At 69.5% G+C, this 12428-nt stretch carries 13 protein-coding genes; 6 read left to right on the plus strand and 7 right to left on the minus strand.

What is annotated here, in order from left to right; translation table 11 throughout:
* Positions 1–149 precede the first annotated feature (149 nt).
* Positions 150–551 carry a BlaI/MecI/CopY family transcriptional regulator gene (locus tag ACWGSK_RS05435; protein WP_358503141.1) on the plus strand — a complete coding sequence of 134 codons (402 nt, stop codon included), beginning with the start codon at positions 150–152 and terminating at the stop codon, positions 549–551.
* Here the strand turns inward: ACWGSK_RS05435 and ACWGSK_RS05440 are convergent.
* Positions 534–1772, minus strand: a complete 1239-nt coding sequence (locus ACWGSK_RS05440; RefSeq protein WP_358503138.1) for an MFS transporter — start codon at positions 1770–1772, stop codon at positions 534–536. The genes ACWGSK_RS05435 and ACWGSK_RS05440 overlap by 18 nt on opposite strands.
* A gap of 99 nt (positions 1773–1871) precedes the next feature.
* Complete coding sequence (locus ACWGSK_RS05445; RefSeq protein WP_358503135.1) at positions 1872–2957, minus strand: suppressor of fused domain protein; 1086 nt, start codon at positions 2955–2957, stop codon at positions 1872–1874.
* A 222-nt stretch (positions 2958–3179) separates the two neighbouring features.
* Here ACWGSK_RS05445 and rlmN point away from each other — a divergent pair, with 222 nt between their 5' ends.
* Together rlmN and ACWGSK_RS05455 are read left to right on the plus strand one after the other, a co-directional pair.
* The gene (rlmN, locus tag ACWGSK_RS05450) at positions 3180–4277 is read left to right on the plus strand and encodes a 23S rRNA (adenine(2503)-C(2))-methyltransferase RlmN (RefSeq protein WP_358503132.1); all 1098 of its coding nucleotides are present in this window, start codon (positions 3180–3182) and stop codon (positions 4275–4277) included.
* 7 nt (positions 4278–4284) lie between these two features.
* On the plus strand, positions 4285–4758 hold the full coding sequence (locus ACWGSK_RS05455) for a hypothetical protein (protein WP_358503129.1): 474 nt from the start codon (positions 4285–4287) through the stop codon (positions 4756–4758).
* A gap of 19 nt (positions 4759–4777) precedes the next feature.
* Here the strand turns inward: ACWGSK_RS05455 and ACWGSK_RS05460 are convergent, their stop codons facing one another.
* Positions 4778–5578: an alpha/beta hydrolase gene (locus tag ACWGSK_RS05460; protein ID WP_452455362.1), complete on the minus strand. Its 801-nt coding sequence runs from the start codon at positions 5576–5578 to the stop codon at positions 4778–4780.
* A gap of 197 nt (positions 5579–5775) precedes the next feature.
* Here ACWGSK_RS05460 and ACWGSK_RS05465 point away from each other — a divergent pair, with 197 nt between their 5' ends.
* Positions 5776–6399, plus strand: a complete 624-nt coding sequence (locus ACWGSK_RS05465; protein WP_452455283.1) for a hypothetical protein — start codon at positions 5776–5778, stop codon at positions 6397–6399.
* 2 nt (positions 6400–6401) lie between these two features.
* The gene (locus ACWGSK_RS05470) at positions 6402–6728 is read left to right on the plus strand and encodes a transcriptional regulator (protein ID WP_452455284.1); all 327 of its coding nucleotides are present in this window, start codon (positions 6402–6404) and stop codon (positions 6726–6728) included.
* A gap of 29 nt (positions 6729–6757) precedes the next feature.
* Here the strand turns inward: ACWGSK_RS05470 and ACWGSK_RS05475 are convergent, their stop codons facing one another.
* Genes ACWGSK_RS05475 through ACWGSK_RS05485 form a run of 3 tightly spaced genes read right to left on the minus strand, consistent with a single transcriptional unit; the run spans position 6758 to position 9940 of the window.
* Positions 6758–8356, minus strand: coding sequence for an ABC transporter permease (locus ACWGSK_RS05475; RefSeq protein WP_452455285.1), 1599 nt, complete (start codon positions 8354–8356; stop codon positions 6758–6760).
* The gene (locus ACWGSK_RS05480) at positions 8353–9261 is read right to left on the minus strand and encodes an ABC transporter ATP-binding protein (protein ID WP_452455286.1); all 909 of its coding nucleotides are present in this window, start codon (positions 9259–9261) and stop codon (positions 8353–8355) included. Before ACWGSK_RS05480 ends, ACWGSK_RS05475 begins: the two co-directional genes overlap by 4 nt.
* Before the next feature lie 25 nt (positions 9262–9286).
* Entirely contained in the window at positions 9287–9940 is a 654-nt protein-coding gene (locus ACWGSK_RS05485; protein WP_452455287.1) for a TetR family transcriptional regulator, read from the minus strand.
* Positions 9941–10396: 456 nt separating this feature from the next.
* On the opposite strand from ACWGSK_RS05485, the gene ACWGSK_RS05490 reads away from it, so the two are divergent.
* Positions 10397–10633 (plus strand): hypothetical protein, encoded by a 237-nt coding sequence (locus tag ACWGSK_RS05490; protein ID WP_358503114.1) that lies wholly within the window; start codon positions 10397–10399, stop codon positions 10631–10633.
* 258 nt (positions 10634–10891) lie between these two features.
* On the opposite strand, the gene ACWGSK_RS05495 is transcribed toward ACWGSK_RS05490, so the two are convergent.
* Positions 10892–12400, minus strand: a complete 1509-nt coding sequence (locus ACWGSK_RS05495) for a CoA-acylating methylmalonate-semialdehyde dehydrogenase (RefSeq protein WP_358503111.1) — start codon at positions 12398–12400, stop codon at positions 10892–10894.
* Between the last annotated feature and the right edge of the window lie 28 nt (positions 12401–12428).

The raw sequence follows: 12428 nt of genomic DNA on the forward strand, positions 1-12428 counted from the left end.
GAAGCGGTGCTCCCGACCGTGAAACGCAGGTGCCGGCGGCCCTGGATGCACGGATCTACGCGCTCTCCCCGATTCCTCCTCGGTGTCGCCATCACCCTGCCTACGATGCGCCTACGTACAACGGGAACAACGGGGGCGAGGGGGAACCCATGAGGGGCCTGGGGGAACTGGAGGCGGCGATCATGTCCGCCCTGTGGCGCGCGGAGGGGCCACTGCCGGTCCGCGACATCCGGTCGAGCATGGTCTACGACCGCGACCTCGCCTACACGACCGTCATGACCGTCGCCAACATCCTGCACCAGAAGGGATTGCTGGAACGGGAGAAGACGGGGCGGGCCTGGACCTACCGGCCCAGGGAGACCCACGCCGAGTACACGGCGCGCGTCATGGGCGAGGTCCTCAGTACCGGCCCCGACTCCGGTGTCACCCTGCTCCGCTTCGTCGAACGCTTCAGCGACGAGGACATGGCCCGGCTGTACCACGCGTTCCGGCAGGTCCGCGACCATCGCACCGGTTCCGCCTCGCCCTACAGGTCACCGGCGGCGCAGTGAACGCACACTCGGCGCGGCGACCGCCGCCGACGTCGCCATGATCGTCAGCACGGCGACGATCAGCAGGGACCGGTCCGCGCCGATCGACTCGGCGAGCGGCCCGATGGCGATCTGCCCCACCGGCATGGCCACGAACGACCCCAACGCGTCATAGGAGTACACCCGCGAGAGCCGGTCCGGCGGGATGTTCTCCTGTACCGACACCTCCCAGGCCACGCTGAACTGCTCGACGGCGACCCCGCCCACGAACATCGCCGCGAACAGTAACGGCACGATCGGTGACGGATCGGCCAGCACGAAGAACGGCAGGGTCTGCACGGTGACCAGAGCGGTTCCGTAGAACAGCGCTCTTCGCGGCTGCCAACGCGCGGCCAGGACGCCGCCCACCAACAGCCCCACGCTGTTGGCCGCCATCACCAGCCCCCACGTGGTCCGCCCGAACGTCTCGTCGGCGATCCCCGGGCCCAGCACCGAGGTGGTCGCCGACCAACCGGCGTTGACCACCATGAACTGCAACACGATGATCCACACCCAGGGCCTGGTCACGAACTCGCTCCAGCCCTCCAGCAGGTCGCGGAGCACGTTGCCGCGCTCCGCCGGCGTCGTCGACGGCACTCGCAGGAACAGGAAGGCCACCCCGGCCGCGGCGAACATCACGGCGTCCACACCGATCGCCCACCCCGGACCCAGCAGACCCACGGCGACGCCGCCCACCGACATCCCCGCGAACATGCCCAGCTGTTTGGCGATCCCGACCAGCGCGTTGGCCTGACGCAGCAGTGTGTGCGGCACGGTCTGCGGGGTGAGCGCCGCGGCCGCGGGTAGGTTGGCGGCGGCCGCGGCCCCGTTCACCAGGCTCAACACGATCATCAGCGGTAACGTCGCGGACCCGGTGAGCAAGGCCAGTGCGAGGAGTCCCTGGGAGAGCGCCGCGAGCACACAGGCCCCTCGCAGCACCAGGGCGCGCGGCAGCCGGTCGGCGATGACCCCGCCCAACAGCAGCAGGGACACGTTCGCCACCGACCGGGCGCCCACCACCAGACCCACCTGGGCGAGCGATCCGGTCACGTCCAGCACGGCGAAGGCCAACGCCACGTTCGCCATGCCGTTGCCGAACATCATCAGGACCCGGCCCAACGCCAGCGCGCGGAAGTTCGGGTGCCGCAGCGGCGCCGTGATCCCCGCCCGAGGCCCCGTACCGGTGTTCCGCGTCTGGTCCATGCCTCGTACCCGTTCCCGCCTCGAACCGTCCCGACCGGGGAATGCTCGTGGAACGGGCAGAACCGGTCAACCGGTTTTAGCGCGCGTGGGCGAGGTCCCTCAGCCCAGGACCCAGCTGCGACCCTCGGCCGCGAGCTTCTCCACCAGGGTGGCGCTGTCGTGTTCCTTGGCGAACAGGTGCTCGGGGCGGGTGATCGGCACGATCCACAGCCACTTCACCGGGTCACCCTGGAAGTTCAGCCCCGAGGTGTCCGGTGGCCGGCGGTCGGGGTCGGTGACCAAGGGGGTCGGGTCCTCCAACAGCAGCACGGCGCCCGCGCCCCGACGCATCGCCTGGTCCTCGGGGTTGTCCAACCACTTGACCGTGTGGCCGGTGCCGAACCAGGTGACCGCCCGCCAGGGGAACGCCCCGATCCACCGGAAGACACGTGCCGCGTGGTGCGCCGGCAACGTCGTGGCCAGCGCCAGCTCCACCCGGGCGTGGTGGGAGGTGTCGGCCATGTACCGGTCCAGGGTCGGCATCCGCTGACCGCACATGCCGACCGTCGACAGGACCGTGAACGGCCGTTCCTTCGTCGGCGGTCGCTCCGACAGCCGCAGCAACGGCGGGTGCCCGTCGGAGACGTCCCAGTAGTGGCCGGCCTCGCCCACCCGTCGGTTCAGATGGCCGAGCACCGTGCGCTGCACGCTCCGCCAGGCACCGGAGGCCCGACGCCAGTCCCAGTAGGCCTCGGCGTGCACGACCCGCGGCCACAGCCGGCGCTTGACCGAGTCGAGCTCCCACGCGTAAGCGCTGCGCCCGATGGCCTCACGCGCGTACCCGGGCAGTCCGCTGTCGGCGTCCGCCCAACCGGGGATGACCGCCAGCAGCCCCTCCTCGTCGAGCAGGGCCACGCCGTCGCCCTCCTCGAACCAGACCGCTCGCAAGGAGTCCGGGTCGAAACGGGGGCGGCCCTGGGGGTGCTTGGTGTAGGCCTCCGGCATCAGCGGGGCCCGCCCCTGGTACAGGTCACCGGGCTGCGCCTCGGTCGGCGCGCTCTCGTGGTTGGCCAGCCACACCGGGACACGGATGCGCTCGCGAGCGTCCAGCAGGTACGCGGCGGTGGTGTGGGAGTCGCATTCGACGACGACGCGGCGGCTCTGGTACGGGCTGATCTCGTCGAGCAGGACGTCGATCTCGGTCACCGGCTCTCCCACGTGTGTGTCGACCCAGGGGGTAGTCGTGTTGTCGTGGTCACCGAAGGGGCCTGCACCCGTCCGGGCTGTCCACACTGCGCGTAGACTCGACGGTAGTGCCCTGACAGGCGGAGCAATGCCGCAGCCGCGTATAAGTCGTATAACGACCCGCGGCGCCACACCTTTTCCGCGCCGGGCGCAGTCCACCGACTCCACTCGTTACGGATACTTATGCCCGCCGAGCTCACTTTCGTCGCACCCCGCCGCGCCAAGCCGCCCCGGCACCTGGCCGACCTGTCCCTGGAGGAGCGCCAGGACGTCGTCAAGGAGCTGGGCGAGAAGCCCTTCCGGGCCAAGCAGATCGCCAAGCACTACTACGGCGCCCTGGAGTCGGACACCGCCAACATGACCGACCTGCCCGAGGCCTCCAGAGAGAAGCTCGGCGAGGCGCTGCTGCCCACGCTGCTCACTCCGGTCCGACACTTGTCCGCGGACAAGGGGATGACCCGCAAGACCCTGTGGAAGGCCTTCGACGGGGTCATGTTCGAGTCGGTCATGATGCGCTACCCGGACCGTGTCACCCTGTGCATCTCCTCCCAGGCCGGATGCGGCATGAACTGCCCCTTCTGCGCCACCGGACAGGCGGGCCTGACCCGCAACCTGTCCACCGGCGAGATCGTCGAGCAGGTGATCGCGAGCGGCCGTGACCTGGCCCGCGGTGAGGTCGCCGGCGGTCCGGGGCGGATCAGCAACATCGTGTTCATGGGGATGGGCGAGCCCATGGCCAACTACAAGCGGGTGCTCCAGTCCGTCCGTCAGATCACGGACCCGGTCCCGAACGGCATGGGTATCTCCCAGCGCGGCGTGACCGTCTCCACGGTGGGCCTGGTCCCGGCGATCAACAAGCTCATCGACGAGAAGATGCAGGTGCGCCTCGCGATCTCCCTGCACGCCCCCGACGACGAGCTGCGCGACGAGCTCGTGCCGATCAACACCCGCTGGAAGGTCGGCGAGGTCCTCGACGCGGCCTGGCGCTACGCCGGCACCACCGGCCGTCGCGTGTCCATCGAGTACGCCCTGATCAAGGACATCAACGACCAGGCCTGGCGGGCCGATCTGCTCGGCAAGCTCCTCAAGGGGCACCTGGTGCACGTCAACCTCATCCCGCTCAACCCCACCCCGGGATCGAAGTGGACCGCCTCGCGCCCCGAGGACGAGCGCGAGTTCGTGCGGCGCCTGGAATCGCACGGGGTGTCCGTCACCGTCCGTGACACCCGTGGCCAGGAGATCGACGGCGCCTGCGGACAGCTCGCCGCCGCCGAGAAGTAACGCCGACATGGGCGAGACCCTCCTGGCCTTCGTGGTCGCCACGGCGGGCGGGTTGGTCCCGATCCTCAACATCGAGGTGTACCTGCTGGGCGCCGTCGCCACCTTGGACGACGGCGCCCTCGTGGCGATGGCGGTGGCCGCCGCGGTGGGGCAGACCCTCGGCAAGATCCCCTACTACTACGTGGGCAAGGGGACGATCACCGCGCCCTGGCTCAAACGCAAGGCCGCGACCCCGGGCAAATGGGCGACGCGGATGGCCGGCTGGCGGACCAAGGCCGAGGACCGCCCGATCTGGGGCGCCGGACTGCTGGCCCTGAGCTCCTTCGCGAGCGTCCCGCCGTTCATGGTGGTCTCGGTGCTCGCCGGGGTGGTCCGAATGAACCTCGTCCTGTTCTGCGTGGTCACCTTCGTCACCCGCCTGGCCCGCTTCCTCATCGTGGTCCTGGCCCCCGCCTGGGCCCTGAGCCACCTGCCGGGCTGATGCGCGGGTCCGAGGCCGCTCAGAGCGCGTGGTCGGCGAGGCGGACGAACGTCTCGATCACCTCGGGGCCGTGGATCAGCTCGGCGTCGTTGTGGCCGGCCCCGGACAGGACCCTCTCCTCGAACAGGTTCGCGCTCGCCCCCGCGACCGCGTGGCTCTGTTCGGCCGGGACGATCGCGTCGACGTCGCCGATCACCACGCTCGTGGGGACCTCCACCCGCGCTACCTGCTCCGCCACCGGGTAGCGGTCCCACAGCATCAGCCGCACCGGCAGGAACGGGTAGTGGTGGGCGCCCAGGTCGGCCAGGGAACTGAACGGCGAGCGTAGGAACAGCGCCGCGGGCGGGCGTTCCACGGCCAGGCCGGTGGCCACGGCCGCGCCCAGGCTCTCGCCGAAGTAGAGAGTGCGCTCGGCGGCGAATCCTCGTTCGGCCAAGTGGTCGGCGGCGGCCCGGGCGTCGGCGATCAGTCCCTTCTCGGAGGGGGAGCCCTCGTTGCCGCCGTAGCCGCGGTAGTCGAACAGCAGTACCGAGAACCCTTCCGCCGACAGCGCTCGGGCCAGGGGCGCCCGGCTCTCGCGGTTGCCCGCGTTGCCGTTGGTCACCAACACGGCGGCCTCGCGATCCTCGCCTTGGGGCGGGACGAACCAGCCGCCGAGTTCGAGGCCGGCCTCGGTGTCGAGCCGCACGTCCTCGGCGCCCTCGATCACCTCCGAGGCGGTGGGGGGTTCGCCGATCAGGGGCACGTAGATCACCGAGCGCTGCATCACCCACATGAGCCCCACCAGGACCACGAGTACCAGGGCCACCACCGCGACCACGATCAAGAGGCGCCTCCTTCGAGGTGTGGGAGATGGGGCGTCGGTGCCGGTCACGGCGGTTCCTTCCGGGGAAGTACGGGGTCCTCGCCATGCGGGATACCCGTTGCCAGACGGAACATCCCTGAGGTTTGCATTGCAAACCGAACCCTGTGCGCGTATGGTCGAAGAAAGGTTTGCGGTACAAACCGGAGGTTCGGATGCACACTCCCCATGACATCGATCGCCTGGAGAGGATCCGCGCGGTCACCTCCGACTTCAGCGGTTACCAAGGGCTGTACACGGCCCTTCTGGGCCTGTTCATGGTCTGGGTGGCCTTCGTTCCGCTCTCGCGGAGCGGCCCGTGGTCGGTGCTGTTCCCGGTCGGGATACTCCTGCTCGCCGGCCTGTTCATCGTCGTCCAGCGCTACTATCGGCGCCGGTTCGGGAAGGTGCACGCCCGCTGGACCACCAAGCGCGTCATGTGGCTCCTACTGTTGCCGTTCGGGTTGCTCCTCGGGTACGTCGCCCTGATGAGCGTGACCAACGTGCTGGGTGTCCAGGGCGGGTGGGTGTTCGGCGTCTTCATCGGCGTCTGCCTGGTCGCGGTCGGTTGCTCCGATCCGCGCGCCCGGTGGCACTACCTGGTCGGAGCCGGGGCCATTCTGGTGTTCACCCTGCTCCCACTGGGGGCGCTCACACCCTCGGGCATCCACCCGGTCGAGTGGGAGTACCCGGTGATGGTTCCGTTGGTGGCGGGGCTCGTCTTCGTGGTGAACGGGCTGCTGGATCACCGTACGCTGGTGCGGACCCTCACCCCGGTGAGCGAGAACGGGACGGACTGACCATGGGCACGCCCTTCGAGGACATGGCGGAGATCGACCGCCTGGTGCACGAACCCTCGCGGCTGGCGATCACCAGCGCGCTGCTGTCCTGTGAGAGCGCGGACTTCCTCTTCCTCCAACGCATCACCGGGCTGTCCAAGGGCAACCTCTCCAGCCATCTGTCCAAGCTGGAGAAGGGCGGCATCGTGACCGTCACCAAGAGCACCGGTGGTCGCCCCCGCACCACCATCGGTCTCACCCCCATGGGGCGGGACACCGTCTCCCAGCACTGGGAGCGGCTGACCCGGCTGCGCGACGCCGCGCGCGAGTGGACCGCCCCCGGGGAGTGAACCCCGAAGGCGGTCTGGTCCGGGGCCCGTCAGGCGGTGACCAGGTCGCGGTCGCGGAACCCGGCCAGGGACACCGCCCCGGCCACCAGCACCGCGCCCAGGTAGAGCAGGTACGGCGCCGTCTCGAACCCCTCCATCGGAGGCCTGGCCAGGATCTCGAACGCGCTCAGGTTCATGGCCTCCGCCGGGAACTCGAACAGTGCGCCCAGCATCGTGGCCACCAGGCTGTACCCGAACCACAGCCAGACCAGCGGCAGCAACCGTGGAGCGACTCCCAGCAGCAAGGCCGCGATCGCCCCGAACACCAGTGCGGCGGGCAGTTGGGCGAGCATCGACTCCACCATCCGCCACGTCCACTGGGCGTCCTCCAACGCCACCGCCGCGCCCAGGCCCAGCCCCAGCCCACCGGACAGCGTGATCAACACGGTGGACACGACCGCGACGACCAGTGCCGCGCCGAACCAGTACACCCGGCCCACCGCGGTCGACAACAGCAGTTCCGCGCGGCCGGCGTTCTCCTCGGTCCGGGCTCGCGAGACCGACAGCACCCCGTACGCGGCGGCCGCCATGATCACGTAGGCGGCGATCATCCCGAGGAACCCGTCGACCAGGTCGTCGGTGTCGCCACCCAGGATGGCCGCCAGGTCGGGCGCGGAGTCCAACATGCCCTCGACCTCGGTGACCAGGCTTCCGAACGCGTACCCGAAGGCGAGCACCGCCACCACCCAGGCGACGATCGCCCCGCGCTGTTGGTTCGCGTGCAGTGTGAGTACCCCGCGCAGCAGTCTTCCGGCGTCGGGTGGTCCGGGTCGGGCGGCGACCAGCCCGGCGCCCACGTCACGGCGGCGGGCCAGCGCGTAGGTCACCACGAACAGCACCAGGACGAACGCCCCGTACAGGGCCAGTGGTTCCCAGCGCGGTTCGTCGAAGGGCCGGGTCTGTTGCACCCACGCGAACGGTGACAGCCAGGACAGGGCGTTGCCGCCCTCCTCGGCCATGTCGCCCACCGCACGGAACAGGAAGAGCACCCCGATGATCAGGAAGGCGAGCCCCGAGGCGGAACGACCGTGTTCGGACACCTGGGCGCACACCGCCGCGATCGCGCCGAACGAGATCCCGGCCAGCGCCAACCCCAGCCCATAGACGGTCGAGTCCGCGGCGGGCAGGTCGAAGACCACCATGGTGGCCGTGATCAGCCCGCCGATGAGCAGGTTGGTCAGGGCCAGGGTGATCAGGGCCGCCGCGGTCTGCGCGCTCGCCCCCAGGACCCCGGCGCGCAACAGTTCCGCGCGTCCGCTCTCCTCCTCGGCCCGGGTGTGTCGGACCACGTGCAGCACGCTCATCACCGCCAATGCGATGAGCAGGCTCATGGTCAGCTCGTTGACCAGCATCGGGCCGAGCGTGTAGTCGTCGAGGCCGTACCCGGGGCCGCCGAACACGATCCCGGTGGGCGAGTCCATCAGGGCGGCCCGCGCCTGACGTTCGGCCTGGTCGGAGAAGATGTCGTCGAGGGCGGGGACACTGGCGGCGGTCAGTCCGGCCAAGGCCACGACCCAGATCGCCATGCGCAGGCGGTCACGGAGCAGGGTGAACCGGATCAGCGTGCCGGTTCCGGTGAACGCGCTCATGACCGTTCCCCCTCGGCACCGGTGCCGTAGTGGCGCAGGAACAGTTCCTCCAGTGACGGTGGGTTGCTCACCAGGGAACGCACGCCCAGTGCCGTGAGTTCGTGGAGCACCGTACTCATGTGGGCGTGCTCCACCGCGAAGGAGACAGTGGCGCCGTCGACGGTCAGGTCGTGCACGCCGGTCAGGTCCTTGAGCGCGGTCGCGTCGCCGTCCACCTCGGCCCGCACCGTCGATCTGGTCAGGTGACGCAGCTCGGAGAGGGTCCCCGACTCCACGGTGCGACCACCGCGGATGATGGTGACCGTGTCGCAGAGCTTCTCCACCTCGGAGAGGATGTGGCTGGACAGCAGGACCGTGCGACCGGCCTCCTTGACCTCCCGCACGCACTCGGTGAACACCGCCTCCATGAGCGGGTCCAGGCCCGAGGTGGGCTCGTCCAGGACCAGCAGTTCCGCGGTGGACGCCAGCGCCGCCACCAGGGCCACCTTCTGCCGGTTGCCCTTGGAGTAGGTGCGCGCCTTCTTCGTCGGGTCCAGTTCGAAGCGTTCCAGGAACTCCCGCTTGCGTCGGGCGTCGAGACCGCCGCGCAGTCGCCCCAACAGGTCGATGGCCTGACCGCCGGTCAGGTTGGGCCACAGCGACACGTCACCGGGGACGTAGGCCAGTCGCCGGTGCAGGTGGACGGCCTCCTTCCAGGGGTCCCCGCCGAGTAGGCGCACACTGCCGGAATCGGCGCGCAGCAGCCCCAGCAGGACCCGGATGGTGGTGGACTTGCCGGATCCGTTCGGTCCCAGGAAACCGGCGACCTCTCCGGTGCGGACGGTCAGGTCCAGTTCGTCGAGGGCCTTGAATCGGCCGAAGGACTTGTCGAGGCCGCCGACCTCGATGGCGTTCCGTGGTGACATGGGCTGCTCCGATTCGGTTCGGTGCTCAGTGGTCGTTGGCGGGAGGGTCGTCGCGGTGGGCGGCGAAGGCGTCCAGGAAGGTGCTGTCCAGCAGCAGCGCCTCGGTGTACAGCTCCAGGGCCGGGAGCATGTAGGCGTCGATCCACTCGCGCAGAACGGTGGACGGATCCCGGTCGGCGTCCTGGGGGCGCATGGTCGTGTGCAGCATCAGGGATCCCAGCGACATGGAGGCGGCGTAGCGCGCCCGGGCCGCCGGGTCGCGGCTGGGCCTGATCGTGCCCGCGCGCTCGCCCTCCGCCAGGTAGGCCTCGATGTCCCCGGCCATGCGCTCGAACAGGGCCGACGCGACCTGCCCACCCGACTGGAGCGAGCGCATCAGGTAGGCGAAGACGTCTCCGTAGCCGTCCACCTCGGCCAACTGCTGGAGGAAGTGGGTCGCCGACATCCGTGTGACGACCTCGCCCTTGGTGTCCGCCGTGAGCCGCAGGACGTGCTCGTCGCAGGCCGCGCGCAGTTTCTCCTTGCTGCCGAAGTGGTGGATGACCAGGCCGGGGGAGACCCCGGCCTCCTCCGCGATGGCGCGTACGGAGACACCGAAGCCGTCCCGGCCGAAGCGGGCCAGGGCCGCGTCGCGGATGCGGGCTCGGGCGGTGAGGTCGTCTCGCGGGGCTGAACTCATGTTCAATACATTAAACGGTTGTTCAGTCTGCCGGCAAGGGGGTTCTCCCTCCCGGGCGTGCGCTCGGGGCGCTTTCGGGGTGGTCCGTGCCCATGGGGGGCGGGTGTTCGAGGTCGCCACCGCCGGGGTTTCGGCCGAGCGTGTGGAAGCGGCCCGTGTCACCAATCCGGCCCGCGCGACGCGCCGATTCTCGGTGTCCCCCGGGCGCGGAGGCCTGAGTCCCCCACGGGATCGGGCGTACATTTCGGGCAGAACGTATGAATGTCCAGCCCTCGCCCTAGGGCTTCACAGGGTTGATCACTTAGGGTTATGATTTACCTGCACGGAGTGATTTAGATCGGTCCGGGCCCTTCCGGACACCGCGAGCTTCTGATTCAATTAAGAGCCGGTAACTATCGGCCCGCCAGACTGTCCTAAACCACGGGGGGAGCAGGGACATTGCGCGGAACGAGCACGATGTGTGAACCAGTCATGCAGGCTGCCGCCGCACCCGACAGCTACGTCTACGACCCGACCTGGCTGAGCCTGGCGCAGTGCATGGGGGATGCCTGCGTCGTCTGCCACGTCAAGTGGCCCCGGCCTCGTCGGGAGCTCGGTGAGCTGCCGGATGGGACCCGGGTGTTCGGGTGCGACGAATGCGCGGGGATCATCGGGCACCAGCCCGTCCCCGAGCCGTTGTTCGCCGCACACTGATCGGTGTGCCGCCTTCGGGTGGTCAGCGGACGGTCGCGCCCCGGGTCCAGGGGGAGAAGTAGGACCCGGAGCGCGTCCGTCGACGCGCCCGCTTCCATGGGGAGGAGGGGAATTGAGCGCGCCTTCTCCAGGATGGTTCTCGTGACACACGTGGCCCGACGGCCACGTCCCCGTAGGGCGTCGGTGTCAACGATACTCCGTGTGGCCCATCATCGACGGTCAGTGAGAGACATCCATGCCGTATTTCGGTGAAGTTCGTCAGCCATTGGTGGGAAAGCCCAGGTCGACGCCTCCTTCGGGGCGTCGGCTCGGATCGGTCCAACGGGCGGTGACGGCCTTCGTTCGCGTGTAGAAGTGAACACCCTCCGTGCCATGGGCGTGCGAGTCACCGAAGAGCGACTGCTTCCAACCCCCGAACGAGTAGTACGCCATGGGCACCGGGATGGGCACGTTGATGCCCACCATGCCGACCTCGATCTCGTTCTGGAAGCGCCGCGCGGCACCGCCGTCGTTGGTGAAGATCGCCGTTCCGTTGCCGTACGGGTTGTCGTTGACCAACTCGACGGCCTCGTTGTAGTCGGCCACGCGCACGACGCTCAGGACCGGACCGAAGATCTCCTCCCGATAACAGGCCATCCGCGGCCCCACGTGGTCCAGCACGGAGGGACCCAACCAGAAGCCGTCCTCGTCACCGTCCGGGACCGGGTGCGCCCGACCGTCGATCGCCAGGGTCGCGCCCTCGCGCACCCCCGACTCCAGGTACGAGGCGACCTTGTCCCGGTGTTCGCGGGTCACCAACGGCCCCATCTCGCTGCGCTCGTCGTCGCCGGGCCCCACCCGTAGCCGGGCCACACGCTCCTTGATCCGCTCCAGCAGATCGTCGGCGACCGAGTCCACCACCGCCACCGCGGAGATGGCCATGCACCGTTCGCCCGCCGAACCGAACCCGGCGGAGACCGCCGAGTCCGCGGCCAGGTCCAGGTCGGCGTCGGGCAGCACCACCATGTGGTTCTTCGCTCCGCCCAGCGCCTGCACACGCTTGCCGTGTTCGGCCGCGGTTCGGTAGACGTACCGCGCGATCGGGGTGGAGCCCACGAAGCTGACCGCGGCGACGTCCGGGTGCTCCAGGATCGCGTCCACCGCGACCTTGTCGCCGTGCACCACGTTGAACACGCCGTCGGGCAACCCGGCCTCCCGCCACAGCCGGGCCAGGAAGGAACCCGCCGACGGGTCCTTCTCACTGGGCTTGAGCACGAAGGTGTTGCCACAGGCGATCGCCACCGGGAACATCCACATCGGCACCATGGCGGGGAAGTTGAACGGGGTGATGCCGCTGACCACGCCCAGGGGCTGCAGGATCGAGTAGGAGTCCACACCCGTGGACACGTTCTCGGAGTAGCCGCCCTTGAGCAGGTGGGGGATGCCACAGGCGAAGTCCACGACCTCCAGTCCGCGGGCCACCTCGCCCCGGGCGTCGGAGAAGACCTTGCCGTGCTCGGCGCTCACCAGCCGGGCCAGCTCGTCGGAGCCGGCGCGCAGCAGCTCGCGGAACCGGAACAGGATCTGGACGCGCTTGGACAGCGAGGTGTCCCGCCAGCCGGGGAACGCCTTCTTGGCGGCGGCCACCGCGGCGTCGACCTCCTCGGGGCCGGCGAGGTCCACGGTGCCGCGGACCCGTCCGGACGCCGGGTCGTAGACGTCCCCGGTCCGCTTCGCGGGGCCCTCGTGGGCGGTCCCGCCGATCCAATGCGTGACGTGTTCGCTCATGCTTCCTCTTCCTCCCGGGGGGGTCGTG

The organism is Nocardiopsis sp. NPDC055551 (genome assembly GCF_053619415.1).